General features: G+C 64.3%; 24 protein-coding genes. 11 read left to right on the top strand and 13 right to left on the bottom strand.

Annotated features, from left to right (window positions below; translation table 11 throughout):
- Nucleotides 1–451 precede the first annotated feature (451 nt).
- The 4 genes from NKH37_RS15945 (at nt 452) to NKH37_RS15960 (ending at nt 4,072) form a co-directional block, all read left to right on the top strand.
- Nucleotides 452–1,438, top strand: coding sequence for a methyltransferase (locus NKH37_RS15945; RefSeq protein ID WP_353005409.1), 987 nt, complete (start codon nt 452–454; stop codon nt 1,436–1,438).
- 193 nt (nt 1,439–1,631) lie between these two features.
- Nucleotides 1,632–2,342 carry a fumarylacetoacetate hydrolase family protein gene (locus NKH37_RS15950; protein WP_353005411.1) on the top strand — a complete coding sequence of 237 codons (711 nt, stop codon included), beginning with the start codon at nt 1,632–1,634 and terminating at the stop codon, nt 2,340–2,342.
- A gap of 4 nt (nt 2,343–2,346) precedes the next feature.
- Nucleotides 2,347–2,997 (top strand): maleylacetoacetate isomerase, encoded by a 651-nt coding sequence (gene maiA / locus NKH37_RS15955; protein WP_352484220.1) that lies wholly within the window; start codon nt 2,347–2,349, stop codon nt 2,995–2,997.
- Nucleotides 2,998–3,031: 34 nt separating this feature from the next.
- Nucleotides 3,032–4,072: a zinc-dependent alcohol dehydrogenase family protein gene (locus tag NKH37_RS15960; protein WP_353041214.1), complete on the top strand. Its 1,041-nt coding sequence runs from the start codon at nt 3,032–3,034 to the stop codon at nt 4,070–4,072.
- 20 nt (nt 4,073–4,092) lie between these two features.
- Here the strand turns inward: NKH37_RS15960 and NKH37_RS15965 are convergent, their stop codons facing one another.
- Entirely contained in the window at nt 4,093–4,986 is an 894-nt protein-coding gene (locus NKH37_RS15965; RefSeq protein ID WP_023720017.1) for a LysR family transcriptional regulator, read from the bottom strand.
- Nucleotides 4,987–5,194: 208 nt separating this feature from the next.
- Here NKH37_RS15965 and NKH37_RS15970 point away from each other — a divergent pair, with 208 nt between their 5' ends.
- The gene (locus NKH37_RS15970) at nt 5,195–6,610 is read left to right on the top strand and encodes an MFS transporter (protein ID WP_353005463.1); all 1,416 of its coding nucleotides are present in this window, start codon (nt 5,195–5,197) and stop codon (nt 6,608–6,610) included.
- Here NKH37_RS15970 and NKH37_RS15975 read toward each other — a convergent pair.
- Together NKH37_RS15975 and NKH37_RS15980 are read right to left on the bottom strand one after the other, a co-directional pair.
- Nucleotides 6,579–7,436 (bottom strand): alpha/beta fold hydrolase, encoded by an 858-nt coding sequence (locus tag NKH37_RS15975; protein WP_023720016.1) that lies wholly within the window; start codon nt 7,434–7,436, stop codon nt 6,579–6,581. The two genes, NKH37_RS15970 and NKH37_RS15975, sit on opposite strands and share 32 nt — an antisense overlap.
- Nucleotides 7,437–7,617: 181 nt before the next feature.
- Nucleotides 7,618–8,511, bottom strand: a complete 894-nt coding sequence (locus NKH37_RS15980) for a DMT family transporter (protein ID WP_352643872.1) — start codon at nt 8,509–8,511, stop codon at nt 7,618–7,620.
- A gap of 104 nt (nt 8,512–8,615) precedes the next feature.
- Between NKH37_RS15980 and NKH37_RS15985 the strand changes: the two genes are divergently transcribed.
- Nucleotides 8,616–10,019: an aminotransferase-like domain-containing protein gene (locus NKH37_RS15985; RefSeq protein WP_353041216.1), complete on the top strand. Its 1,404-nt coding sequence runs from the start codon at nt 8,616–8,618 to the stop codon at nt 10,017–10,019.
- Nucleotides 10,020–10,264: 245 nt separating this feature from the next.
- On the opposite strand, the gene NKH37_RS15990 is transcribed toward NKH37_RS15985, so the two are convergent.
- From NKH37_RS15990 to NKH37_RS16000, 3 genes are all read right to left on the bottom strand, one after another.
- On the bottom strand, nt 10,265–10,762 hold the full coding sequence (locus NKH37_RS15990; RefSeq protein WP_353005413.1) for a MaoC family dehydratase: 498 nt from the start codon (nt 10,760–10,762) through the stop codon (nt 10,265–10,267).
- Between the two features lie 138 nt (nt 10,763–10,900).
- Entirely contained in the window at nt 10,901–11,329 is a 429-nt protein-coding gene (locus NKH37_RS15995) for a phasin family protein (RefSeq protein WP_023720012.1), read from the bottom strand.
- Nucleotides 11,330–11,412: 83 nt separating this feature from the next.
- Nucleotides 11,413–12,717, bottom strand: coding sequence for a DUF445 domain-containing protein (locus NKH37_RS16000; protein ID WP_353005414.1), 1,305 nt, complete (start codon nt 12,715–12,717; stop codon nt 11,413–11,415).
- A gap of 191 nt (nt 12,718–12,908) precedes the next feature.
- Between NKH37_RS16000 and rirA the strand changes: the two genes are divergently transcribed.
- Nucleotides 12,909–13,370 (top strand): iron-responsive transcriptional regulator RirA, encoded by a 462-nt coding sequence (rirA, locus tag NKH37_RS16005; protein WP_023720010.1) that lies wholly within the window; start codon nt 12,909–12,911, stop codon nt 13,368–13,370.
- Between the two features lie 13 nt (nt 13,371–13,383).
- On the opposite strand, the gene NKH37_RS16010 is transcribed toward rirA, so the two are convergent.
- From NKH37_RS16010 to hemP, 5 genes are read right to left on the bottom strand one after another with little or no spacing between them, the layout of a single operon-like run.
- On the bottom strand, nt 13,384–14,172 hold the full coding sequence (locus tag NKH37_RS16010) for a heme ABC transporter ATP-binding protein (RefSeq protein ID WP_353005415.1): 789 nt from the start codon (nt 14,170–14,172) through the stop codon (nt 13,384–13,386).
- 10 nt (nt 14,173–14,182) lie between these two features.
- Nucleotides 14,183–15,286, bottom strand: a complete 1,104-nt coding sequence (locus NKH37_RS16015; RefSeq protein WP_352495980.1) for a FecCD family ABC transporter permease — start codon at nt 15,284–15,286, stop codon at nt 14,183–14,185.
- A gap of 5 nt (nt 15,287–15,291) precedes the next feature.
- Entirely contained in the window at nt 15,292–16,194 is a 903-nt protein-coding gene (locus NKH37_RS16020) for a heme/hemin ABC transporter substrate-binding protein (protein ID WP_353005416.1), read from the bottom strand.
- 10 nt (nt 16,195–16,204) lie between these two features.
- The gene (locus tag NKH37_RS16025; protein ID WP_353005417.1) at nt 16,205–17,266 is read right to left on the bottom strand and encodes a hemin-degrading factor; all 1,062 of its coding nucleotides are present in this window, start codon (nt 17,264–17,266) and stop codon (nt 16,205–16,207) included.
- 9 nt (nt 17,267–17,275) lie between these two features.
- The gene (hemP, locus tag NKH37_RS16030) at nt 17,276–17,482 is read right to left on the bottom strand and encodes a hemin uptake protein HemP (protein ID WP_023720005.1); all 207 of its coding nucleotides are present in this window, start codon (nt 17,480–17,482) and stop codon (nt 17,276–17,278) included.
- A 201-nt stretch (nt 17,483–17,683) separates the two neighbouring features.
- Between hemP and NKH37_RS16035 the strand changes: the two genes are divergently transcribed.
- From NKH37_RS16035 to NKH37_RS16045, 3 genes are read left to right on the top strand one after another with little or no spacing between them, the layout of a single operon-like run.
- Nucleotides 17,684–19,897, top strand: coding sequence for a TonB-dependent hemoglobin/transferrin/lactoferrin family receptor (locus tag NKH37_RS16035; RefSeq protein ID WP_502895903.1), 2,214 nt, complete (start codon nt 17,684–17,686; stop codon nt 19,895–19,897).
- Nucleotides 19,898–19,899: 2 nt separating this feature from the next.
- Nucleotides 19,900–20,334, top strand: a complete 435-nt coding sequence (locus tag NKH37_RS16040) for a hypothetical protein (protein ID WP_031194295.1) — start codon at nt 19,900–19,902, stop codon at nt 20,332–20,334.
- A gap of 47 nt (nt 20,335–20,381) precedes the next feature.
- Entirely contained in the window at nt 20,382–21,668 is a 1,287-nt protein-coding gene (locus tag NKH37_RS16045; RefSeq protein ID WP_353005419.1) for an energy transducer TonB family protein, read from the top strand.
- Nucleotides 21,669–21,729: 61 nt separating this feature from the next.
- Here NKH37_RS16045 and putA read toward each other — a convergent pair whose 3' ends face one another.
- Nucleotides 21,730–25,341 (bottom strand): bifunctional proline dehydrogenase/L-glutamate gamma-semialdehyde dehydrogenase PutA, encoded by a 3,612-nt coding sequence (putA, locus tag NKH37_RS16050; RefSeq protein ID WP_352484210.1) that lies wholly within the window; start codon nt 25,339–25,341, stop codon nt 21,730–21,732.
- A 162-nt stretch (nt 25,342–25,503) separates the two neighbouring features.
- Here putA and NKH37_RS16055 point away from each other — a divergent pair, with 162 nt between their 5' ends.
- Complete coding sequence (locus NKH37_RS16055) at nt 25,504–25,956, top strand: Lrp/AsnC family transcriptional regulator (RefSeq protein ID WP_352484209.1); 453 nt, start codon at nt 25,504–25,506, stop codon at nt 25,954–25,956.
- 36 nt (nt 25,957–25,992) lie between these two features.
- Here the strand turns inward: NKH37_RS16055 and NKH37_RS16060 are convergent, their stop codons facing one another.
- Nucleotides 25,993–26,709, bottom strand: a complete 717-nt coding sequence (locus NKH37_RS16060) for a cysteine hydrolase family protein (protein ID WP_352484208.1) — start codon at nt 26,707–26,709, stop codon at nt 25,993–25,995.
- Between the last annotated feature and the right edge of the window lie 50 nt (nt 26,710–26,759).

Raw genomic sequence — 26,759 nt, forward strand, 5'->3', positions numbered from 1 at the left:
GAGGCCGCATTCATCCAGCTATATTGCAGCGCACCAGAACTTTGTGCAAGTGCGAGATAACGACACGCCCGAAGTACGGGACGGACAGAAAAGGGCCGTTAAGGCCCCTTCCCCAAAACCGAAGGTCGGTGGTCTCAGGCGTTGGCGGCAGCCACGAGACTGGCGCGGTAGTCGGCCGACCATTCATGTCGCTCATCAAATTATCCGCCGCGACTTTAACGCCGGCCAGTGCCGAGGCCACGAAGCTTCCGGCGAGCGCCGCCTCGATCTCCTTCGAACGGAAGAGGCCATTGTCGCCGGCGCCGGTGGAAGGCCTTGTGTTTCTCCTTCGATAAAGAGAGGGTCTGTCACCAAACTGGTGGACGGACATGCCGAACGGAAGTGTCACATATGCGGTGTAACCAGCAAGTTGAGCTCAAAGTCGGTTCTGGATCGCGGAAGGGAATGTGGCATGGTGGATTCTGATCGGATCGACAACCTGATCGCAGCGGTGCCCCCCGCCTTGGCGCTTCGCGCCGGGCTGGACCTCGGCATCTTCACCCGGCTCGGCGGCAGCGCGGTGACTGCCGACAGCCTTGGGGCCGCGCTCAAAGTCGAGCCCGATCGTCTGTCGCGGCTCCTCTACGCGCTCGCCAGCATCGGTCTCCTCGAAGTCAAGGATGGTCAATTTCGCAATGGAGCCGAAGCGTCGGCCTTCCTCGACGCGTCCAAACCGACCTACCGCGGCGGCGATCATGCGCTCCTGCGCGAGCTCTGGGGAGCCGACCTGCTGACCGCAGAGTCGCTGCGACAGAACCGGCCGGCTGCGCTGCACGACTTTTCCGAAGCGGGGCCCGAGGCCGCGGCGGCCTTCAGCCGCCTGCTCGCACCGGGCGGGGTGATTTTCGGCCGACATCTGGCCCGGGAGATGGACCTCTCTGCGATCGGTTCGGTGATCGACATCGGCGGGGGCTCCGGGACCATTCTCGTCGGACTTCGCGAGCGGCGGCCGCAGATTGCGGCGACGCTGATGGAACTCCCAACGGTGGCAGCGGTCGCGCCAGATATCCTGTCAGAATACCGTGCCGACGACGTGGTTGTCGAAGAGGGGGACATAACTGTCGCACCATCGATCGGTCGGCACGACCTGGCGATCCTGAAGGCCGTCGTCCAGGTCCTTCCGCCGGACCAGGCGCGCAGTTCGATCCTGAACGCGGCGCGTTGCCTCACACCCGGAGGCGAGATCGCAATTGCGGGGTGGGGTGTCGTCGATGACGACCGCCTCGGCCCGCCTGAGGGTGTCTTTCTGAATCTCACCTTCTTGAACCTCTATCGCCACGGCGAATCGTACACTGAAGGTCAGTATCGCGCATGGATGACCGAGGCTGGATTCCGGGATATCTCCAGGTCGCGCCTGACGGACGGCTCCACGTTGTTTCGTGCGCGCCTCACGGGCTGATCGTGGCTGAGTGGTTGGTTTCGGACGCAAGGCTCTCCGAGCCCGCCCGCCAGGGCACGGACGAGGACACGAGCGACTAAATTCAGGCCGCGCCGCGCGGCGGGGCGTAGCTCGTCTGAAATGCAATGCCTTGCCCGGTGATCCAAATCGGCCGAATGTGCCGGCGACAGATTCACTGAAGCAGAGACAGTGCATGACAGACTTCGCCCTCCCCCTGCGCGCAACCCCGTCGGTGGCCGTCGCCGGCTCGCCGCAGCGTTTTGCGGTGCGTCGCATCTTCTGCGTCGGCCGCAACTACGCCGCCCATGCCCGCGAGCTCGGCAATGATGAGCGCGACCCGCCCTTCTTCTTCACCAAGCCAGGCGACGCAGTGGTCGATGCGGCGGTCGGTTCGGGCACGATCATCCCCTACCCGCCGCTGACCCAAAACCTGCATCACGAAATCGAGCTAGTCGTCGCGATCGGCGGAGCCGGCTTCCGCATCCGGCGCGAGCGGGCGCTGAACCATGTCTGGGGCTACGGCGTCGGTGTCGACCTGACCCGCCGCGACCTTCAGGACGAGGCGAAGAAGGCGGCACGACCGTGGGACTGGTCGAAAGCCTTCGACCGTTCGGCGCCCTGCGGCCCGCTGGTTCCGGCACAAACATCCGGCCATCCCGAAAAGGGCCGTATCTGGCTCGCCGTCAACGGCAAGATCAGGCAGGACGGCGACCTCGCCGAACTGATCTGGCCGGTTCCCGACATCGTCTCGATTTGCAGCGAGGCGGTAGAACTTAAGCCCGGCGACCTGATCTTCACCGGCACGCCGGCCGGCGTCGGCGCGGTCGGGCCGGGCGAAAAGATCACCGGCGGCGTCGACGGCATCGGCGAAATCGAGCTGACCATCGGCCAACCGGGCCCGTGATCCGATGAGCGACATCGTCCTTCACAATTACTACCGCTCCTCGACGTCTTACCGGGTGCGGATCGCGCTGGAGATGAAGGGCCTCGCCTACGAATACGTGCCGCATCATCTGCGCCACGGCGAGCATCTCGAACCCGCCTATCTCGCGGTCAATCCGCAAGGTCTGGTGCCGGCTCTGATCCTGGGCGACGGCACGCTGCTGACGCAATCACTGGCGATCATCGAATATCTCGACGAGACCACGCCCGAGCCGCCATTGCTGCCCAAGGATGCGCCTGGCCGCGCCCGCGTCAGGATGCTGGCGCAGATGATCGCCTGCGACATCCATCCGGTGAACAATCTGCGCGTGCTGACCTCGTTGCGCACGCTGTTCGGCGCCGGCGACCAGGACGTCGCCAACTGGTTCCGGCATTGGGTGAACGAAGGTTTCCAGCCGCTTGAAAAGATTCTGGCTTCCTCGCCCGAGACAAAGACCTTTTGCCATGGCGACACGCCGGGGCTAGCCGATATCTGCCTGGTCGCACAGGTCACCAGCAATGCCCGTTTCGGCGTCGATATGACGCCCTACCCGACGATCGCGCGCATCAACGCCGCCTGCATGGCGCTGCCGGCGTTCCAGAAGGCGGCGCCGGAGAACCAGATCGATGCCGAGTAGACCGCAAATTGCATGAAGTGATGAGGAACTGCCGATGAAAGCCGTCGTCTTCGAAAAATTCGGCGAGGCGCCGACGATCCAGACCGTGCCGGATCCGACGCCTTCGCCGGAAGGCGTCCTCATCAAGGTCGAGGCGACTGGCCTTTGCCGCAGCGATTGGCATGGCTGGATGGGCCACGACGACGGCATCCGCCTGCCGCATGTGCCGGGCCACGAGCTGGCAGGCGTCGTGGTCTCCACAGGCAGCCAGGTGACCCGCTGGAAGACCGGCGAGCGCGTCACCGTGCCGTTCGCCGTCGGCTGCGGCCGCTGCTCCGAATGCACCTCGGGCAACCACCAGGTCTGCGAGCACCAGTTCCAGCCCGGCTTCACCGCTTGGGGCTCGTTCGCCGAATATGTCGCCATCGACCACGCCGACACCAATCTCGTGCGCTTGCCCGACGAGATGGAATTCGCCACCGCCGCCAGCCTCGGCTGCCGCTTCGTCACCTCGTTCCGCGCCATCGTCGACCAGGGCCGGGTGACGCCCGGCGAATGGGTGGCCGTGCATGGCTGCGGCGGCGTCGGCCTGTCGGCGATCATGATCGCCAGCGCCATGGGCGCCAATGTCGTTGCCATCGACCTGACCGACGAGAAGCTGGACTTCGCCAAAACGATCGGCGCGGTGGCGACGATCAACGCGGCAAAGACGCCGAACGTGGTCAAGGCAGTCAAGCAGATCACCAATGGCGGCGCGCATATGTCGATGGACGCGCTCGGCCATCCGACGACGTCGTTCAACTCGATCGCGAACCTGCGCCGGCGCGGCCGCCATGTGCAGGTCGGCCTGATGCTCGGCGAGCATGCCAGGCCGCAGATACCGATGGACAAGGTGATCGCCTTCGAGCTCGAGATCCGCGGCAGCCACGGCATGCAGGCTTTCCGCTATCAGGCGATGATGGAGATGATCCGCACCGGCAAGCTTAAGCCCGAACTGCTGGTCGGCAAGAAGATCAGCCTCGAGGAAGCGCCGGCCGCATTGATGGCTATGGGCGGCTTCGAAGGCATCGGCATCGGCGTGGTGACCCGATTCTAGATCAGCGACCCGACTCTGGATTAGCGGAGAAAGGCGCAGACTTCCCGCACGCAGGCGCGTAACCAGCGTTGCGCCGGATCGGCGTCGAGCCGCGGATGCCAGAGCATCGAGATCGTGACCTCGGCAACGTCGACCGGCAACGGAAAGCTGAACATGCCCGTGCGCGCGCCTAGCGTGTGCCGCTCGGGGACGCTGGCGATCAAATCGGAGGCGCGCGCCATGGCGAGCGTGGCCGAGAAGCTGGAAACCATGCACACAATCGTCCGCTGGAGACCCAGCAGTTTCAAGGCCTCGTCGATCGGGCCTTTTTCGCGACCACGCCGCGAAACGCTGATGTGGCGGCCGGCCGCATAGCGGGCCGGCGTCACCGGACCCTCGCTCAGCTCATGGCCCATTCGCACCGCACCGATGAAGCGGTCGCGAAACAGCGCCTGAATACGCATTTCAGGGCTCGTTTCACCGGCAACCCCGATTTCGAGATCAATCCCTGCGTCGCGCAGCGACATGTCGTTCTTGTCGGATTTCGGCGCAAAACGCAGCTGCACGCCAGACGCATCCGCTTCGATACGGGCGACGAGACGCGGCGCGAACTCCTCGACGAAGCTTTCATTGGCGCGCAGCGTAAAAACGCTGTCGAGGCATGAGAGGTCGAGCAAGGTGGCCGGGCGCAGGAGCGCTTCAGCTTCCTGCACGACGCGGCCTGCCTGCTGCTGCAATTCCTGCGCGCGCGGTGTCGCAACCAGGCCACGGCCGGCCCGGACCAGCAATGGATCGCCTGTCGCTTGGCGCAGCCGCGCCAGCGCCCGGCTCATCGCCGACGGACTGAGGTGCAGCCGCGCGGCAGCACGGGCGACGCTGCCCTCGCTCAGCAGCACATCGAGGGCGACAAGCAGATTGAGATCGGGTGACGACATGGAAGGACCATAACACAGCTCAGCGGTGACGTGGCGTTTCATGCACGAATAAGATGCAAATACTGCGCCTTCCGCCACATCAAGCAGAGGAATAGCTTCCGACAGCTCCGATTTTGGGGGCTTGCCGGCAGAGGAGTTCACCGTGGCATCGACCGCTGAAAAGACTTGGTCTGAAAAGAGCTGGGCTGAAAAGGCCGGGGCTGAAAAGATCGGGAATGAAACGGCCCCGGTGAGCGTCCGCTCGGCCCGATGGGCGTTGGCCAGCCTGTCGCTTTCAACGCTGCTGTCGTCGCTCGCCACCAGCATCGCCAGCGTCGGGCTGCCATCGCTGATGCAGGCATTCGGCGCATCGTTCCAGCTCGTGCAATGGGTCGTTCTTGCCTATCTGCTCGCCATCACCACCTTGATCGTCAGCGCCGGGCGACTCGCCGATATATTCGGCCGCCGCCCGCTATTGCTCGGCGGCATTGGCCTGTTCACCTTCGCATCGGTGCTTTGCGGGCTCGCGCCGACGCTCTGGCTGCTGATTGCCGCAAGGGCGGCACAGGGGCTCGGCGCGGCCGTCATGATGGCTCTGACGCTGACCTTTATCGCCGACACGGTTCCCCGGGAAAAAACCGGCAGCGCCATGGGCCTGCTCGGCGCCATGTCCGCGATCGGCACCACGCTTGGCCCCTCGCTTGGCGGACTGCTGATCGCCGGTCTCGGCTGGCGAGCGATCTTCCTCATCAATCTGCCGTTGGGGGCGCTGGCCTTCGCGCTCGCCCGTCGCGTCCTGCCGGCTGGAAAAAAGTCAGCGGAACCGGATCGCCGCGGTTTCGACGGCATCGGCACGGCTTTGCTCGCGCTGACGCTAGCCGCCTATGCGCTCGCCATGACCCTTGGGCGCGGCAGTTTTGGTTCTCTCAATGTCGGCTTGCTGATTGCCGCTGCCGTGGGTGGCCTGCTGTTCGTCATTGCGCAGACAAGCGCCGAGAACCCTTTGATCCAGCCTGCGAGGTTCCGCGATAGCGCCTTGAACGCAAGCCTCGCCATGAGCCTGGTCGTCGCCACCGTGATGATGGCGACGCTGGTGGTCGCGCCATTCTATCTGTCGCGCGCGCTTGGGCTGGACGCAGCCACGGTCGGGCTGGTTCTGTCGGCCGGCCCTCTGGTTACGGCCTTGGCGGCGCTGCCGGCCGGACGCCTGGTCGATCGTTTCGGGGCGCACCGGATGATGATCGTCGGCCTGCTCGATCTCGCCATTGGTATCTTCATTCTGTCGCAGGCGGAATTCGGTATTGCCGGCTATGTCGTGCCAATCATCATCGTCTGCACCGGCTACAGCCTGTTTCAGACCGCCAACAATTCAGCCGTGATGACCGGCGTCGCGTCCGACCAGCGCGGCGTCGTCTCCGGCCTGCTCAATCTGTCGCGCAATCTCGGCCTGATCACCGGTGCGTCGGTGATGGGCGCGGTGTTTGCCTTCGCATCGGCTGGCGGAGGCGAAGGCACCGGTCGGCAGGTATTGGCATCTGCGGCAGCCGCACGCGGCATGCAGGTCACTTTCCAGGTCGCGACGGCCCTGGTGGTGGCGGCTTTGATCATTGCGATTATTTCTGGTCGCCGCGGCCAGCGCGCTTAGCTGAGCCGCCAGCGACGAACTCCAGCATCAGTTCAGCAGCCCTGAGCGCATGCGTCTCCAGAAGGAAATGGCCTGCGTCGAAGACGTGGGCCTCCATCCGGGGAAGATCCATAAGCCACGATTGAACCTCTGCAATGTCGAAGAAGGCATCGTGGCGACCCCAAAGAAGCATCGCTCGGGGTTGACGCTTCGCCAGATAATCAGCCACCGCCGCGAACCGGTCGACATATCGGCCGTAGTCGGCAATGAGCGCCTTCTGCAGATCAAGTCGTCCCGGCAGGCACATGACCCGCCAGTCTTCAATCCAACCACCTGGATCGATCTGCGCCGCGATCTCGGCTGGCAGGCCGGCGACGTACTGGTCGCGGGTTCCCTCGAGGGTGAGATGGGCGGTGGCGGCCTGCTCATTCGCCGCATTCGGCTCAGCCCAGAAGTCCAATGTGTCTGCCCATTGCGAACCAAAGCCGGAGCGGTGGGCATTGGCATTCTGGACGACAAGGCCTTCGACGAGTTCCGGGGCGCGCATGGCGAGATGAAGCGCTACCGGGGCTCCGAAATCATGCAAATAGAGAAACCTGCGGCCAACGTTGAGACGCGAGAGCAGCTCTTCAATCGCGCTGGCCAGCATGTCGAACGACGGCTCGGGCGGCAGATCGGATGCGCCGAAGCCCGGCAGGTCCGGCGCCACGACATAGACGCTGCCGGAGAGCGGCGCGATCACGTCGCGAAACGTCCGCGACGAGCTAGGAAAGCCGTGCAGCAGCACGAGCGCGGGTTCGGAAGCATCACCAGCCGTCCGGACGGCCACCTCGCCACCCGAGGACAAGCGTATCTTCTGGATCCCAGGCACCAAAATTGCCCCTTTTTCTCCACGCCGCGCAAGGCCCACTTCGCGCCTTGCGCCACGCTGGCCGATTCGGCGCCTCGGAGACGCCGTTCCGCCAGGTCGGCAGCTCTTGGTATCAACTGGACGCGATTGTATCGAGTTCAAGACTGCGCCGGCGCACCTATCTCGCATATCTCTTGGCGCCGACGACGCAAAGCACGACGGCGGCGGTGACGGCGATCATGGCGGGACTGACCTGCTCATGCAGCAGCGCTGCCGCCAGCCCAAGGCCGAAGAAAGGCTGCAGCAGTTGCAGCTGCCCGACCGCGGCGATGCCGCCTTGCGCCAGGCCGCGATACCAGAACACGAAACCGATCAGCATGCTGAACAGCGACACATACGCCAAACCTATCCACGCGCCCCTGCCGGCACTTTCGAGCGACGGCGGCATGGTGATGAACGTCAGCGCCAGCATGACCGGCAGCGACAGCACCAGCGCCCACGAGATCACCTGCCAGCCGCCGAGCTTGCGCGACAGCGCCGCTCCTTCGGCATAGCCCAATCCGCACACGATGATGGCGGCCAGCATCAAGATGTCGCCGAGCGGCGAGACCGAGAGGCCATGCGTCACTGCAAAACCGGCAACAAGGGCGCTGCCGAGACACGAGAACAGCCAGAACGCCGGTTTCGGGCGATCACCGCCTCGAACCACGCCGAAGATCGCGGTCGCCAACGGCAACAGGCCGACGAAAATGATCGAGTGAGCCGAATTGATGTGCTTGAGCGCCAGCGCCGTCAGCAGGGGAAAGCCGACCACGACGCCAAGCGCGACGATCGCCAGCGAGAACAGATCTTGCCGCTCCGGTCGCTTCTGGCGAAAAACGAGCAGCAGCGCGAGGCCGAGAATGCCCGCCGAAGCCGCACGGGCGACCGTCACGAACACCGGATCGAAATCCATCACCGCCACGCGCGTCGCCGGAAGCGAACCGCTGAAGATCAGCACGCCTATGAACCCGTTGACCCAGCCGCTCGCCGCCCAGCTACTCGCCGCCCCACCACTCACCGCCTTGTCCATCGATGCCCCGCTCGTTTCGCCCTCTATCGGGCCGGGCGTATGGCTCCGCCAGAGACAATGAGGTACAGTTCGACAAAACCGTAATGGTAGGCTGAGCAGTACGGATGGACGAGCAGACGACAACAGATGAGGGCAGCCGGACGCTTGTCGAAATCGTCATGGCGACGATCAGGCACAGGATCGCCGCGCGCAGCCTGACACCGGGAATGCGGCTGCCTTCGATCCGGGCTTTCGCCAAGGCCATGCAGGTTTCCAAATCCACCGTGGTCGAAGCCTATGAGCGTCTTGCGGCGGAAGGCATGATCCGCTCGCGGCCGGGCTCGGGTTTCTATGCCGCCGGATCGCTGGCTCCGCTGTCACTGGCCGAGATCGGCCCCAGGCTTGACCGTGCTGTCGACCCGCTGTGGGTCTCGCGCCAATCGCTGGAAGCTGGCGACAATGTGCTCAAACCCGGTTGCGGCTGGTTGCCGGCGGCATGGATGCCCGAGGCTGGATTGCGCCGGGCACTGCGGACCATGGCCCGCGCCGACGATGCCGCGCTGACGGATTACGGCACGCCGCTCGGCTTGCCGGCGCTGCGCCATCTGCTGGCGCGGCGCATGGCCGAGCACGGTATCGAAGCCTCCCCGGACCAGATCATGCTGACGGAATCGGGCACCCAGGCGATCGACCTGCTGTGTAGGTTTCTGCTCGAACCGGGTGACACCGTGTTGGTCGACGATCCCTGCTATTTCAACTTCCATGCCCTGTTGCGCGCCCATCGGGCCAAGGTGATCAGCGTTCCCTACACACGCTCGGGGCCGGACATCGAGCTGTTCGCGCAAGCGCTGAACGAGCACCGGCCGCGCCTCTACATCACCAATTCCGCGCTCCACAATCCGACCGGCGCGATATTGTCGCCCGTCGCCGCCCATCGGCTGCTGAAGCTCGCCGACCAGTCGGGGCTGACGATTATCGAGGACGATATCTTCGCCGATTTCGAACATACGCCCGCGCCCCGGCTGGCGGCCTTCGACGGTCTCAGCCGGGTCATCCATATCGGAAGCTTCTCCAAGACGCTTTCGGCATCGGTGCGCTGCGGCTTCATCGCCGCTCTTCGCGACTGGATGGAAGGATTGACCGATCTCAAGATCGCCACGTCCTTTGGCAGCGGGCGGCTTGCATCCGAACTGGTGCTGACGCTGCTGAAGGACGGCCTCTATCGCAAGCACGTCGATCTGCTGCGCGCGCGGCTCTCGCGCGCCGTGGAAGAAACCAGCGCCCGCCTGAAGGCCATCGGCATCGTGCCATGGATAGATCAGCCGGCCGGCATGTTTTTGTGGTGCAGGCTGCCGGAGGGGATAGATGCCGCGGATGTCGCCCGTCACGCTTTGTCGGCCAACGTCGTGCTTGCGCCCGGCAATGCGTTCAGCCTGTCTCGGTCGGCCAGCCGTTTCATGCGCTTCAACGTCGCCCAGTCCGGAGACGACCGGATTTTCAGGGCGCTTGAACAGGCGATGTCGCGCTGATTTGCACCGCCGCACGCCTGTCTGAGCCCGTGTCCTCGGAGACTGTTTCGAAATTCGCTCTGGCGAGTCATATGGTGGTGGTTTCGAGAACCGGAGCGCAGCGGACATTTAGGTCCGTGAGCACCGGCCTACGCCGGCCGTAGCCTTAACTGCCACGACCGCTGATCAGTGCTTCGGCCGGCGAAGGCCGGAAGCGCAGAAAACGCGATCAGATGGCCGCCAGAGTAGAGTTTCCAAACGGTCTCTCAGGTGCCGGCCCGCTTGCGGCGTGCGTAAAGCATGACGAGCGTCTCGGCGGTCAGCGCCGGCCTCTGCTCGCCTTCGATCTCGACCGTATTGAAAGCCTTCATCAGATATTGCCCCGGGCCTTTGTCTTCCATCGACAACAGCGTGGTGCGCAGCCTGATTCGCGAGCCGACCCTGACTGGCGCCACGAAACGCACTTTGTCGAAACCGTAGTTGAAAGCGGCCTGCGTGTTTTCGGGTACGATGCCCATCTCAAGCGCCAGCGCGCCGATGATCGACAGGGTCAGATAGCCATGCGCGATCGTGGTGCGAAACGGGCTTTGCCGCTTCGCCCGCTCGGGATCGACATGGATCCATTGATGATCGCCCGTGCATTCGGCAAACTGGTCGATGCGGTGCTGATCGACCAGCGTCCAGTCCGAGACGCCTAATTCCTGCCCGGCCATCGCCCTGAGTTGCTCGAAGGTCGGCGGCGTCGTGGGCCGTATCTGCGTCATTCCTGCTTTCCCGATCGCTTGCCTGTTCCGGACCACGACGGGCCGCCCCTGTCAATTCGCCAGTGCGATTCCAGCCCATAATCTTCGGCCGCGAACCGCCAGTCTTCGCCGCCGGCAAGCGTGCTGCTGGGGAACAGCTTATTTCTTGTCGTGGCCGGCGCGGATCTCCTCCATCGCCTCCTTGATGCGGCTGCGCAGGATTTCGATGGATTCGGTGCCGGACGCCCTCGCCAGTTCGGCCATCTCGCCGGCATTCTTCAGCGCGGTCTCGAAGGATCTCCTGGCGAACGCCGCCTGCTTCTGCATCATTTCCTGGGGATTGCCGGGCGCCCTGTAGTTTTGTGCCATGTCGGTGATTTCGCGCAGCGTGTCCTGTAGCATCTCGCGTTGCCTGGACAACAGCGCCGAAGCTCCGGCGGCACTCGCCCTGGCCGACTTCTCCAGCGCTTCCAGGTTCTTGGCGTGGTGGGCGAGGATCGCCTCGACATCGACATTCGGCAGCTTCAGGTCGCGGCCGAACTTGCCGAACATGTCGATAAAGGACTCGGAATCCGGTCGTTTTGCCATGCTGGTACTCTCCCCTGTTGCCGTGAACGCCGCCACTGCACGGAAGATAGTGCAGCGAAGCTCAGCGGTCCATTCAGACGAGGTCAGCCGACGAGAAACAGCCGTTCGGCGGTGTAGAGCACGAGCCCGGCAAGGCCACCGATGATCATGCCGTTGAAGCGGATATATTGCAGGTCCTTGCCGATGTTCATCTCGATCAGCCTTGTCAGTTGCGCGAGGTCCCAGCGCTTGACCTGGTCGGCGATGAATTTGGACACGCCGCTCTTCTGGCTTTCGACGAAGGATGCCAGCGCCACGATGAACCCCTGGTTCATGTCGGCCCTGATCTGCGCGTCATCGGCAAGATGGCGGCCGACCTCGACGAACATGGTGGCGAGATGGTCGCGGATCATCGAATTCGGCGCCTTGGCGTCCTGCTCGATGAACAGCCGCAGGCTCTCCCACATGTCGCCGGCCAGAGCGCTGAGTTCCGGCCGGGTGAGGAAATCTCGCTTCAGCTTTTCGGCGCGCCTGGCATATTGTTTGGATGTCCTCAGCCGCTCGACGAAAGTCGCGACGAAAAGGTCGAATTCGGCGCGCATTGAATGGTGCGGATCGGCGCGCACTTCATCGAGCAGCGAGCCGGCCGACGCAACGATCTTCTTCAACAGATAGGCGTCGGCGCGAAACAGGTTGAACAGCGATGGCAGTTCCTCGCGGATCTTCTCGCGCATCGTCGCCAGCGCCTGCTCGTCGCTCAAGAAGCGGCCGACCACCTTGGTGAACTCGTCGAATAATTTCTGGTGGCGGCGATCGTCAGTCAGCGCCGACAGCAGCTCGGCGGCGAGCGGCGCCAGCGGCACCTTTTCGATCTGCTCCAGCATACGGCTGGTGACGAAGCCGCGCAGTCCGGATTGCTCGACCGCCGCCAGCGTCTGCGGCACCAGCCGGCCGACAAAACGCGACAGGTCGGCGGCGCGGTTCGGGTCGGCCAGCCAGTCCGCGACCAGCGCGGAAAAATCGACTTCGGCGAGCTTTTCGCGCACCGGCTCCGGCGCCAGGAAATTGACCTCGATGAAGCGGCCGAGATTGTCGGCGATTCGGTTCTGGTTCTCCGGGATGATAGCCGTATGCGGGATCGGCAGGCCGAGTGGCCGCCGAAACAGCGCTACCACCGCATACCAGTCGGCCAGCCCGCCGATCGTCGCCGCCTCGGCGAAAGCGGCAACAAAGCCCAACCACGCATGCCGGCTCTCGAACGATTTCGCCGCCGCAAAGATCAGCACGCAAAACGCAAGTGCTGCGGTGGCAGCGAACTTGGTGCGCCTGAGCGCCGAAAGCTTGGCATCGGCGTCGGTGTCGAACCGGGCGAACGCGACGGATGCAAGAACCGGGGCTGGTCGTGACATGGTGGGCCGCTCCTGATCGATTATGTGAACTTATCTAGTGTCGCTTCCCTCAGAAAGCGCGCCGCAGATCCCGGTGCGCGCAATCGCGCACGCAAACTTGACGCCGGAATTCATCTATTATGCAGCGCCAGTCTGGAATTGTTCCAAACTATAGGCCATATTGACGCCAACCACTGTTATGTGAGGACACAATGCGGCTTACCCGTCAGACCAACTACGCCATGCGCATTCTGATGTATTGCGCCGCCAATACCGAACGGCTGAGCCGCATCCCCGAGATCGCCGCCGCCTATTCGGTATCGGAACTTTTTCTGTTCAAGATCCTGCAGCCACTGGTCGAAAACGGCCTGATCGAAACGGTGCGCGGCAGGAATGGCGGCGTCAGGCTCGGCCGCGCGGCCGAAACGATCAGCCTGTTCGATGTCGTGCGGGTGACGGAGGAAAGCTTTGCCATGGCCGAGTGCTTCGAGAACGACGCCGCCGAATGCCCGCTGGTCGACAGCTGCGCCTTGAATTCGGCATTGCGCGAGGCGCTCAACGCCTTCTTCGCCGTGCTGTCGCGCTACACGATCGCCGATCTGGTGGCGGCGCGCCCGAATGTGCGACACCTGCTCGGCATCGACATGCTGGTGCAACGGGCGCCGGCCGCCTGATTTCTCTGATTGCCTAAGCTGCCGATTGCGGCAATACGAACGGCATGTTTCCTGCCGGCAACACACCGACCTTCAGCCGGCAATCGAAGACCATTTCGATCAGCTCGTCGCTGAGCACCTGTTGCGGCGAACCTGTAGCGGCGAGCCTGCCGCGATGCATGACGAAAATCCGGTCGGCATACATCGCCGTCAAATTGAGGTCGTGCAGGATGGCGACCACGCCGCCGCCGCGTCTGGCGAAATCACGCGCGATGTCCATGATGATCAGCTGGTGTTTGATGTCGAGGCTGGACACCGGCTCGTCGAGGAACAAATAGCGCGGCTTGCCGTCGAGCACCGGCGCCCAGACCTGGCAGAGCACGCGGGCAAGCTGCACGCGCTGCTGCTCGCCGCCGGACAGCTCCTGGTAGAAGCGGCCGGCAAAGCCGTCGAGGTCGACGCGCGCCAGCGCGCGTTCGGGCAGGCGCTGGTCCTCGCCGGGCAGCGCGCCGGAACGCCCGCCGACCAGGCCTAGCCTGACGATCTCACGCACAGTGAACGGGAAGGACAGCGTCGTCGCCTGCGGCAGCACCGCGCGCACCGTCGCCGCCTCGACCGGCTTCATCGCCGATAGATTGCGGCCGTTGATGGTGACCTCTCCCGAATAGCCAAGATCGCCGCACAGTGCTCTGAGGAAGGTCGTCTTGCCCGAACCGTTGGGGCCGACAATGGCCGCGATTTCGCCCGGCCGCGCCTCGAAATCGACATTGGCGACAATGCGCTTGCCGCCGATCGCCACCGAGACATCGCGCGCTTCGATCATAGGCAAACTTTCACAGGTCGATGACGCCGCGCTTGCGCAGCAGGATCCACAGGAAGAACGGGGCACCGGCGACCGCGGTGACGATGCCGATCGGCAATTCCGCAGGGGCGACGATGGTACGGGCAACGGCGTCGGCCAACAGCAGCAGCGCGGCGCCGAGCAGCGCCGATGCCGGCAGCAGGTAACGGTTGTCGGGGCCGATCAGCAGGCGCAGCAAATGCGGCACGACGATGCCGACAAAACCGATGCCGCCGCTGACGGCGACCGACGCGCCGACCGCTGCCGAGACGCCGACGATCGCGGTGTATTTCAGCCGCTGCACCGGAATGCCGAGATGGCCGGCCGTGGCCTCGCCAAGCGCCAGCGCGTTGAGGCCGCGCGCCAGGAACGGCATTGCCGTCAGCGCCAGCACGATGATCGGCCCGACGGAGCCGATTTTTTGCCAGGTTGCGCCGCCCAGCGAGCCGAGCTGCCAGAAGGTCAGGTCGCGCAATTGCCGGTCGTCGGCCATGAAGATCAGGATGCCGGTCAGCGCCATGGCAAGCGCCGCCAGCGCGATGCCGGCGAGCAGCATGGTGGCGACCGAGGTCCGGCCTTGCCGTGTCGCGACCTGATAGAGCAGCAATGTCGTCGCCAGCCCGCCGCAGAACGCAGCCAGCGGCAGAGCCAGCGTGCCGAGCGCCGAGGTCAGCGGCGCCAGCATGGTTGAGCCAAGCACGATGACGGCGACCGCACCGAGGCTCGATCCCGCCGAAACGCCGATCAGGCCGGGGTCGGCCAGCGGATTGCGGAACAGCCCCTGCATGACGGCACCGGAGACGGCAAGCGATGCGCCGACCAGTACGCCCAGAATGACGCGCGGCAGACGGATGTCATGGATGATCACATGGTCGCGGGCGCTCAATGCCGCGTCGCCGGGCAACGCGCCGAACAGCCAGTCGTGCATGACGCCGATGGCCGAGGCATCGGATGCGCCGGAGGTCAGCGACAACAGCACGGCGATAGCCAGCCCGACGCAGAGCAGCACGATGACGAGGCGGGCGCGCCGCGAACGGTCACCCTCGGCTGCCGTCGCCATGATGCCCGCCGCATCAGCGATCGAATGATCCGCCATCGCGCTCAATCCGTGACCTGGCCGCCATAGAGCGAGACGGCGAGATCATGGATAGCGTCGGCCGTGCGCGGACCGAAGCCGAGCAGATAGCCGCCGTCCATGCGGATCAGCTTGCGGGCGACACCCGCCGGCGTCGGAGCCACGGCAGGGTTCGAAAACAATTCGTCATCCGCGGTGGCCGGCCCGGCATTGTTCATCATCAGGATCACGTCAGGCCTGGCGGTGATGACTGCCTCGTCCGACAATTGCTTGTAGCCGGCAAAGCCGTCGATGGCGTTGATGCCGCCCGCAAGCTTGATGATGCCGTCGGCTGCGGTGTCGCTGCCGGCGGCAAGCAGCTTGCCGCCCTGCATCGACAGCACGAACAGGATGCGCTTGCGCTCCTTGATCGAGGCGGTCTGCTTTTCGGCAGCCTTCAGCTTGGCGTCGATCTGGGCTGCCAGCGCATCGGCCTTGGCCTCGACGCCGAGCGCCTTGCCGACGATGTGGATCTTTTCCAGAATGCCTTGATTATCATAGCGCTCGGGCACCTCGATGAACGGGATGCTCGATTTCTTCAGCACGTCGACGGCTTCCTTCGGTCCGCTTCCGTGCAGGGCCAATATACCCGACGGATTGACTGACAGCACACCCTCCGGCGACAGCTGGCGCATGTAGCCGACATCCGGCAGTTCCGCCGCCGCTTGCGGATAGCGGCTGGTCGAATCGCGCGCGACAAGGCGATCCTGTTCGCCGAGCGCGTAGACGATCTCGGTGATCGAGCCGCCGATGGCCACGATCCTCGAGCGGTCGGCAAAAGTCGCGATGCCTTCGGCGGCCTGAGCCGGCATCAGCACGGCGAACGCCAGGAAAACAGCGGCCGCAGGACCAAGCGCCGACCTGGAGACCAGCCTGGAGAAAAGAACCATCATCGTTTCCTCAGGCTGCGGTCGGGCTTGGGATACGCGGCAGGTTTTCGGCCAGAAAGCGCCAGTCTTCGCGCTCGCTTTCGCCCTCAGGCCGCTTACCGAAGAACTGGATGATCATCTTGCCGTCGGTGCCATAGACTTCGAGCGACGTGACATGGCCGTCCTTGGTCGGCTTACGCACGGCCCAGACCTCATCGATGTGGTCGGTCCGCAGGTGCAGATGGAAGGTCTCGTCGAGCACATTGAGCCATGGTCCCATCGGCTTGATCGAGGCGACGGGGCCGGAATGGATCTGGATGCAGCCGCGATTGCCGACAAAGCACATGATCGGCATGGCGCCAGCGGCGGCGTGGTTGAACATGGCGCTCACCGCATCGTTATCGACCAGCCAGGCATAATCCTGGCCGACCAAGCGCACCGCCTGCCGGCGGCTGAGCTTCAGTGTCTTCAGCATGCCGAAGAACTGATGCACGTCGGTTAGTTGGCTCCAGCGGTCGCGCAGATCCTCGACGCTGGCCGAATTGTCCGCAGTCTCGATCTCGTCGTCAGCCGCGCCCGCTGAAATCGCCACCGTCGGTTCCTGGTTCGGAGATTCCAGCCCGGCCACCAGCTTCTGATAGGCATAGAGGTTGGATGCGGGTCTGAGATGCACCTTGTGCATCGCCTCGCCTGCGGCGTCGAAGAACTGCAGGCTGCGACGGATGTCGGCGCCGTCGCGCTTTTCCACCGCAAAGCCGTGCGCCCAGACTTTCGGGAAGATGCGCAGGTCGATGTTTTCGCCGAGCACCATGGCATTGTGATTGCCGGTGACGACCTTGTCGTAGACGCCGATCTTCTCGTGCACCGCGCTTTCGTTGCGGGTCAGCGCCATCACCTCACCGACAGCTTCGAGACCAGTCAAAAGGTCGTTGACACGCGGCTCGACCCGCACGACCCCGTCGCCGCAATGCGCGGCGACCAGTTCGGCCTCCGAAATACCGAGTTGGGCGGCGAGGTCGCGCTCGCGCATTTTCGGATTGTCTACCCGTGCCCGTCGGATCTCGTGCGGGGCGGGTTTTACGCGCTGGTCCATTTCCACCACCTACTTGTTGAGGATGAGCTTGCCCTGCCGGGTGATCTTCAGCCGATACAGCGCACCGTGATGTTCGATGCCGATCTCGTGCTCGCCCTGGAACAGCGTGTTGCTGGACAGCGTTCTCACGGCCGATTGGACCCGTTCGAAACGGACGGAATTTTCGTCGGAACGGCGGACGCGATAGCGAAAGTCGCTGGGATTGTGCGTGTTCATGGGTTCGCTCCCTGTTCTGTGCCGGGCATCTGGCTCGGCGCCTGCGTGAAATGCCGATTCAATTCTTGACTCGAATGGTCATGTTATCTAGCAGTGCAATACCGGAGTAAATGAGTCAACATTTAAGACGCCGGACGCGATGAAAAATGCCAGCGAGCCCCAAGCCAGCCAGCATCGAACATGGATTCTTGGAGTTGCAGCATGGGGTTGGCGAATTGGGGATGGCCGGCGGGCAGCGGCCTGGCACACTGTTTTATGACAAGCAAAATGGCCGCGTTGCTGGCCGGCGCCGCGGCGATCCCGCTGCTCGCCGCACCGGCCGGCGCCCAGCAGGCTGCCCAACCGGCAGCCGACCAGCAGCAGACTGACCCGTCTCAACCGCCAGAACAGGCAAAGCCCGCCCCGGCCGGTGCCACGCTGCTCGACAAGATCCTGATCCTCAGCCGCACCGGCGAGACGGCGATCGAGTCGCTTGCTTCAGCCAGCCATGTCGACGAGGAACAGCTAGAGCGCCGCATGGCGACGACGCCCAACGACATGCTGTTCGGTGTGCCGGGTGTCGCCGTCCAGGCCGACGCAAGGCGTGTCAGCTCCAGCATGAACATCCGCGGCCTGCAGGACTTCGGCCGCGTCTCCGTCATCGTCGACGGTGCCCGCCAGAATTTCCAGCGCTCGGATCACGGCACGCAATCGACCTTCTACATCGATCCCGAATTGATCAAATCCGTCGACGTGATCCGCGGTCCGGTCGCCAATACCTACGGCTCCGGGGCGATCGGCGGCGTCGTCTTTTTCGATACCAAGGATGCTCAGGATTTCCTCAAGCCCGACGAGACCTGGGCGGCATCCGCGACCGGGCGTTACGAAACCAACGGTGAAGGCTGGACCACCAGCGCCACCGGCGCCTACCGGATCAACGAGAATTGGGACGTGCTCGGCAACATCGTCTACCGCGACTATGACGACTACAAGCATGGCGGCGGCGACACCGTAGCAGGCACCGGCTTCGATGTCTTGAGCGGCCTCCTCAAGACGACCATCCGCCTCAGCGAAAACAGCGAGTTGAAGCTCGGCTGGATCGGCTCGAACGACGGATGGACCGAGACCAGCGGCAGCGCGCCGGTGAACGACGCCGACCTGAAGGCGAATACCTTCACGGCCCGCTACAACATCACTGACGAAGACATGAGCTGGCTCGATCTCCACATCAACGCCTCTTACAACAAGACCAAGCTCGATCTGACGACTCTTGTGGCGCAAAACCGGTTTGATCCGGTCACCGGTCTGCCCGTGGTTTTGCCGGCGGGTTCGAAATCGACGTTCGACATCGGCACCTCCGGCATCGACATCTGGAACACGTCGAGATTCGAGACCGTTGGGATCGCGCATGAGCTGACCTATGGCGGCGACTGGGTTGGCGACGATGTCGAGACAGGCGGCACGGCGGGCGGCGACAGTTTCTACACGCCCTCGGGCGATAGAAACGTCTCCGGCGCATACGTCCAGGACAAGCTCACCTGGGACTGGCTCGAGGTCATCGCCGGGCTGCGTTACGACAGCTACAAGCTAGACAGCGATGTCGGCGAAACCTCTGGCGACCGGCTGTCGCCACGCATCACAGTGGGCATTTCGCCCTTCGAAAGCGCCAGCCTTTCCGGCCTGCAATTCTACGGCACTTACGCAGAAGGCTACCGTTCCCCTTCGCTATCGGAGACCCTGATCAGCGGCAATCATCCGGCAGGCGTCAGCTTCCCGTTCCTCCCCAATCCCAATCTCAAGCCCGAAACCGGCAAGACCGTGGAGTTTGGCGTCAACTACAGCACCAACGGCGTCATCGAGGCCGACGACGCGCTGCGGCTGAAGGCGGCCTATTTCAACAACAATGTCGACGATTACATCGACGGCGTGACGCTATCGGCGTTCGACCCGACCAGCGGCTGCCCGTTCGGTCCGGGCATCCCGATCTGCTTCCAGTATCAGAATTTCGCCAAGGCCAAGATCCACGGCTTCGAGATGGAGGGCGTCTATGACGCAGCCTGGGGCTTTGCCGGGCTTTCGGCGTCGTTCACCGATGGCCACACGATTTCCTATGAAGGCGAGCGGGCGGACCTTGTCACCGTCCCCTCCTCCCAGGTCACCGGGCAACTCGGCTTTCGCTTCCTCGAGGACAGGCTGACTGTCGGCGGCGAGGTGCAATACAACGGCAAGCCGCAGGGCAACGCGGTGGCCAAGGACTATACGCTGGTCAATGCCTTCGCCAGCTACCAGGCGACCGACAATTTCAAAGTCGATTTCCGCGCCGACAATCTGTTCGACGTCAAATACGCCAACCCACTGAACGCGTCGACCACGAGTATCGTCTACGAGCCCGGCGTCACCCTGAAGCTGGCGGCGACCATGCGGTTTGGAGGCTGACGATGAGGCAAGGCGTGACAGCATCCCTTCGTCTGTTGGCCGCGGCGGTGGCTATGTCGCTTGCGGCGGCTCCGGCATGGACACAGCAGCAAGCGCCGGCGCTGATCCTCGAGCTGAACGGCGCGCAGCCATCCGACAAGGGCTGCCGCCTAACCTTCGTGGTCACCAACAATCTCGGCGCCGGTCTTTCCAAGGCGGCGTTCGAGATCGCGTTGTTCAACGAGGCCGGCGTCGTCGACCGGCTGACCGTGCTCGATTTCAAGGAGCTGCCTGCAGGCAAGACCAAGGTGACGCGTTTCGACCTTGCCGGCACCGATTGCGGCAAGGTCAGCCGCGTGTTGATCAACAGCGCCACGGAATGCGCCGGCGCTGAGCCGAATGCCTGCATGCGCGGGCTGAAGACGCAGACCAGGACCGGCATCGCCTTCGGGGTCTGAATTTGGGACTGGAACCGGCATTCGCGCGAAACACCCTGGCGTGGCCATTGGCCGGTTTCCTGCCGCCGGAACCGGACGATCCCGATTTCGCCATCCCTCGCGGGGTGCTGCATGTTTCGCCGCGCGACAGACCGGAAGACAGTTGCATCGCCGATGCCGACGGCGAATTGACTGCGGTGCCGGCGGAGCCATTGCGGCAGGCACGACAGATGCAGCGGCGCCACAACTGGACGGTGGCGATCGCCTGCTCTTGCGCATTTCACGCAGCGGTGGCGCTGGCCTTTCTCACCCTGCCGGACGACAGGCCAAGCATCGAAGGTGCCGACCAGCAAGGCGAAATGCTGCTCGGCGCCGATCCGCAGCAGGCGGCCGGCGATGTCGGAGACGACCCGGAAGTGACCAGCGTAACGATGGTGACCATGCTCGACGCCAAGCCCGTCGAAACGGTCGAGGCGCAGGCAACCGCGGCAGAGGAGGCGCTCCAGCCGGTCACCGATGTGGCGGAAGCATCGGAAAAAGATGTGGTCGAGCCGGTCAGCGAGGCCGTCACGGAAACTGCTCCTCTTGCCGATCGCCCCGAGCCCGCGCCTGCCCAGCCTGTCGAGCCGGCGCGCCCGGATCCATCGCCCGACATTCTCGCGACCGACAGGCTGGTGCCCACTGACGACAATGCCGTGCCGCCGCCAGTCAGCACGGTCGAAAGGGCCGATCCTGCCGAGACGAGTGCTCCGGCACCAGCCGACCCGGCGCCGGCCGAAACGGTTCAGACGGTCGAGACCGTCGTCGCGGCGGAAGAACCGAAGCCGGAAAGGCCGAAGCCCAAGCAGCCGAAGAAGGCAACCGCAAAGAACAAGCCGGCCAGGAAAGCCGAACCAAACGAGCCTGAAAAGCCGGTCTCGCGCAAGAAGGCGGGCAAGGCACTTGCCAAAGCCGATTCCAAGAAGAAAAAGACCGGCTCCGGCGGCCGTGACGAAATGGATGTCGCGCGCGGCACGGCCGACGGCAAGAAGGACGGCAAGATCCTGACTGCCAGTAGGGGCGGCAAGTCCGGCATCGGCAATGCAGCCGTCACAAACTACCCCGGCAAGATCCGATCAAAGCTGGTGCGGGCCTTCAATTCGACACGCACGCGCGCCACGGGCACAGCCACGGTTGCCTTTACCGTCGGTTCGAACGGCAGCGTCCGGTCGGCCAGGCTGACGGGCAGTTCAGGCGTTGCCGCGCTGGACAAGGCCGCTCTCGACGCGGTCCGCCGGGCTTCTCCGTTTCCCCCGATTCCAGACGGAGCCGGTCGCTCGGCCTGGCAGTTCGAGGTGCCGCTCGGTGTCAGGTAGCGACCGTCCCCACGCAGAGTCGGCGCCGCCCTGCCCGCGATGAGCGAGCCCTGGCGAAACCCTATGCCGCGGCCAGCAGGCTGGCATTGCCGCCCGCCGCCGTGGTGTCGACGCAGACGGCGCGCTCGTGCGCATAGGCGGCCGGATAATACACTTCGCTGACCAGCGGTACGATCGGGCCGGCGCGGTCGGCGATGACCTTGCGCACGATGCGCGCGGCCTCGGGCGTACCGGAAAAGGCGACGACATCGACCCGCAGCGAGCGCGCTTCGACCGGGTCCGGACGGCCGTCGATCGCCGCCAGCGGCAGGCCCTTGCCGGTCAGCGCCGACAGTGCCGCAGGCGCGCCAGGTGCGACGGCGAGCACGGCATTGCCGGCGGCCAGCGCCTGGATCGTCTGCGCAAGCAGGGTATCCGCGTCGGGACCGAGGCACAGCACGCGCCCGCGCGGCGACAGCGACAGCGTGTTGGCCTCGCCGGTCGGCCCGGGCAGGTCGACCTGGCCGAAATCGATGCCGGCGGCGGCACCGATGGCCGCGGCACCCTTGCCGCGCAGATGTTTCCTCAGGATGGCGACGCGATCCGGCCGCGTCGACCAGCCGCCAAAGGCCGGGTCCGGCAGATTGTCGGCGAGCTCGGTCGCCGTCACCTTGCGGCCTTCGGCAAGATGGGTGCCGGCCTCCGGCCCCTTGCGGAAGCGCCGGAGATAATGTGGCCCGCCCGCCTTCGGTCCGGTGCCGGAAAGCCCCTCGCCGCCGAAGGGCTGCGCCCCGACGACGGCGCCGATCTGGTTGCGGTTGACGTAGATGTTGCCAGCATGGATGCCGTCGACGAAATGCTGCGCGCGGCCTTCGATGCGGGTGTGCAGGCCGAAGGTCAGGCCGTAGCCCTTGCGGTTGATCGCGGCGATCACCGCATCGATCTCGTCGGCATCGAAGGTGGCGACGTGCAGCACCGGGCCGAACACCTCGCGTTCCAACTCCTCGATGCTCTTGACCCGAAAGACGTGCGGCGCGACGAAGCGGCCGTCCTTCGGCGCTTCGAGCTTGGCGATCAGCCGGCCCTGCAGGCCCATTTTCGTGCAATAGTCGCGGATCGACGCTTGTGCCTCGTCGTCGATGACCGGGCCGACATCGGTCGAGATCCGCCAGGGGTCGCCGAGGCTGAGCGCTTCCATAGCGCCTTTCAGCATCTCCAGCATCTTCTTCTCGACGTCCTTCTGCACGTAGAGAATGCGCAGTGCCGAGCAGCGCTGGCCGGCACTCTGGAAGGCGGAGGCCAGGATATCGCGCACCGCCTGTTCAGGCAGCGCCGTGGAATCGACGATCATGGCGTTCAGGCCGCCGGTTTCGGCGATCAGCATGGCGTCGGGCGCGGCGGTCTCGGCTAGCTGCTTTTCGATCAGTTTGGCGACATCGGTCGAGCCGGTGAAGCAGACGCCGGCAATGCGCGGATCGGCGGTCAGCGGGCCGCCGACCGAGGGACCGTCGCCGGGCAGAAGCTGGATGACGTCTTCCGGTACGCCGGCCTCGCGCAGCAGTTGGACAGCGCGGAAAGCGATCAGCGGCGTCTGCTCGGCCGGCTTGGCGATCACGGAATTGCCGGTGACGAGTGCCGCCGCGATCTGCCCGGTGAAGATGGCGAGCGGAAAATTCCACGGCGAGATGCAGGCGATGGCGCCGCGCGCCTCGGTGCCCGCCTCGGCATTGGCGGCCTCGGCCGCATAGTAGCGCAGGAAATCGACCGCCTCGCGCACCTCGGCAACGCCGTCGGCCAGCGACTTGCCGGCCTCGCGGGCGGCGAGCGCAAAGAACTCGACAGCGTTCGCCTCATAGAGATCGGCCGCCCGGTTGAGGATGGCGGCGCGCTCGGCGACGGGGTGTCTTGCCCATGCCGGTTGTGCCTCGACGGCGATGCGCACGGCGGTCTCGACCTGCTTGGCGCCGGCCTCGCTGACCGTGCCGACCACTTCCGAAGGTTTTGCCGGATTGACCACCGGACGCTGCTTGCCGTAGCCGGCGGCGCGGCTGACCGGCTTGGCGTGCCAGCGCTCCGGCCCGGCGAACTCGGCCCTGGCCTTGTCGATCGCCGCCAGCGTCAGCGTGTCAGTGATATCGAAACCCTTGGAGTTGCGCCGGCCGGGGCCAAAGATCGCCGACGGCGGCACGATCGCCGGATTGGCGGCGGGGCCTTGTTTCTCCACCGTTTCGAGCGGGTCGCGGGCAATGTCCTCGGGCTCGACCTCCTCGTCGGTGAGCTGGTGGACAAAGGAGGAATTGGCGCCGTTCTCCAGCAGCCGGCGGACCAGGTAGGCGAGCAGGTCGGAATGCGCGCCGACCGGCGCATAGATGCGGCAGCGCGTGCCTTCGGCCCGCCGCACCGTCTCATGCAGCGCTTCGCCCATGCCGTGCAGGCGCTGGAACTCGAATGTATCGCGCTCCGTCGTCATCGACAGGATGGCGGCGACGGTGTGGGCATTGTGAGTGGCGAATTGCGGATAGATACGGTCGGTCATCGACAACAGCTTCTTCGCGCAGGCCAAGTAGGAGACGTCGGTGTTGGCCTTGCGGGTAAAGACCGGATAGCCGTCGAGCCCGAGCGTCTGCGCCCGCTTGATCTCGGTGTCCCAATAGGCGCCCTTGACCAGCCGCACCATGATGCTGCGGTCGTATTTCCTGGCCAGAGCGTAGAGCCAGTCGATGACGAAGGCGGCGCGCGGTCCATAGGCCTGGACGACGACGCCAAAACCGTTCCAGCCGGCAAGCTCCGGCTCGGCCAACACCCGCTCGATGACGTCGAGCGACAAATCGAGGCGGTCGGCTTCCTCGGCGTCGATGTTGAGTCCCATGCGCGAATGGCGCGCCGCCAGTGCCAGCGACAAAAGCCGCTCGGCCATCACCGGCAGCATCTTCTCCTTCTGTGTCACCTCATAGCGCGGATGAAGCGCCGACAGTTTTACCGAAATGCCGTGGTTCTGGCGGATGTCGGGGCCGTTGGCGCCGGCATCGAGCGAAGAGATGGCGTCGGCATAGGCCTTGAGATAGCGCAACGCGTCGGCCTCGGTGCGGGCCGCTTCGCCCAGCATGTCGAAGGAATAGAGATAGCCCTTCTGGGTCATCGGCCGGCCGCGCCTGACGGCCTCGGCGATGGTGCGGCCGAGCACGAACTGCTCGCCCATCTCGCGCATGGCGGCGGCGACTGCCTTGCGGATGACCGGCTCGCCCAGCCGGCGCACCATCGCGCGCAGCGTGCCTTCGATGCCGCCCTCGCCTTCGTCGAGCACGCGGCCGGTCAGCATCAGCGCCCAGGTCGATGCATTGATGAAGATCGAACTCGAACCGCCCGAATGCGCCGACCAGTCGTGCGGCGCAATCTTGTCGGCGATGAGGTCGTCCATCGTCTCGGTGTCGGGCACCCGCAGCAGCGCCTCGGCCAGGCACATCAGCGCCACGCCCTCCTTGGTCGAGAGGCCGTAGGCGGACAGGAACACTTCCATCAGCCGGGGATCGGACGAGCCGCGCACCGCCCGCACCAGATCGGCGGCACGGGCCGAAATCGCCTTGCGGTCTTGCACGGACAGCCCGGCCGCCTCGGCCAGCCGCTTCACCGCCTGGTCTTCGTCGGGCAAATAATTGGCACGGATCTGCTGGCGGATGGTGTCGAGCGCTGGCATGGCGGACCTGTAGAACGAGCACAAGGGAGCGGGCCGGCGGTCACCGGACCGAATGGCGCAAGCTAACATAAGTAGCGACTCCAGTCGGTCCAAAGAAATCGACAGAACAGATCGATTGATCTATCATTATGGCTGATCGCCTCCAATTCGACCAGGAATCCGATGGGAGAAGACCAATTGGACCGCATCGACAGGAACATCCTGTCGGCCCTGGGCAGCAACGGCCGGCTTTCCATGTCGGAACTGGCGGCAAAAGTCGGCCTGTCGAAGACGCCGGTTCAGGCGCGGGTGAAGCGGCTGGAGAAGGACGGGTTCATCAGGGGCTACCAGGCGATCATCGACCGTGAGCGCATGGGCGAAGGCCATGTTGCCTTCGTCCAGGTGAAACTGTCCGACACCCGCTCGGCCGCGCTCGACGCCTTCAACCGCGCCGTGCAGACGGTGCCGGAGATCGAGCAGTGCCACATGATGGCATCGAGCTTCGACTATCTCTTGAAGGTCCGCACCACCGATATCGCCGCCTACCGCCGCGTGCTCGGCGAGCGCATCTCGGCCCTGCCGCACGTCGCGCAGACCTCGACCTTCGTGGCGATGGAGACGGTGAAGGATCGGTAGGCGCTCACTGATATCTCGTCAGCTCATCCGGCTCGTTCAAGACGCTCCTGACATTGCTCCTCGATCGCCCTCAGGAAATGGTCGGACGTCGATGTCCATCCAAAGAGTATGCACGAGCGTAATCGAGGCGTCATGATTGCTCCGTGGGGCCTCCAACGCGATCGGTTCGCTCGTGCAATCCGTCAGCAGGATACAGTGATAGTCCCTGAAGAAGGCATCCCGAATTGTCGACTCCACACACACGCTGGTCGTGCACCCTGTCACGATCAGGTGTTTGACGCCTGCGGTCTTCAGAACCGCATCGAGTTCGGTCTCGTAGAAACCGCTGAACCGGGTTTTGTAGAGGACAACATCCCCCGCCTCCGGCCTTAGGTCGTTGACGATATCTGTTCCCCAGGTGTCGCGGATCAGAATCCGGCTCTCACTGCCATCCGGCGCTGTCATGTTCTCACCGACCCCAAAGATCTGGAGATGTCGGAGACGATTGGGGGCGTCCGACGTCCCAAGATCCGAAAGGTCGGGATGATATCCCATCTTCAGATAGATGACGGGCAGTCTCGATTTGCGGGCGGCCGCTATAACACTTGCGGTAGGGCGGACAGCCCGCTGAATCCCGGAGATATCGATGCCGGCTCTGTCGAACATCCCGCCTTTCGAGCCGAAGTCATTCTGCATGTCCACGACGAGAACTGCGGTCTTGGCGGGGTCAATTGAAACAGGTTGAGGCTTGGCGTCGATTTCAAGTGGCTGCATTTTATCCTCCCACAGCCTGAGGTATCGCACTTTGCGCCTTGGTTATCATG

This window comes from Mesorhizobium sp. M1217, from assembly GCF_040318275.1.
Taxonomy (GTDB): domain Bacteria; phylum Pseudomonadota; class Alphaproteobacteria; order Rhizobiales; family Rhizobiaceae; genus Mesorhizobium.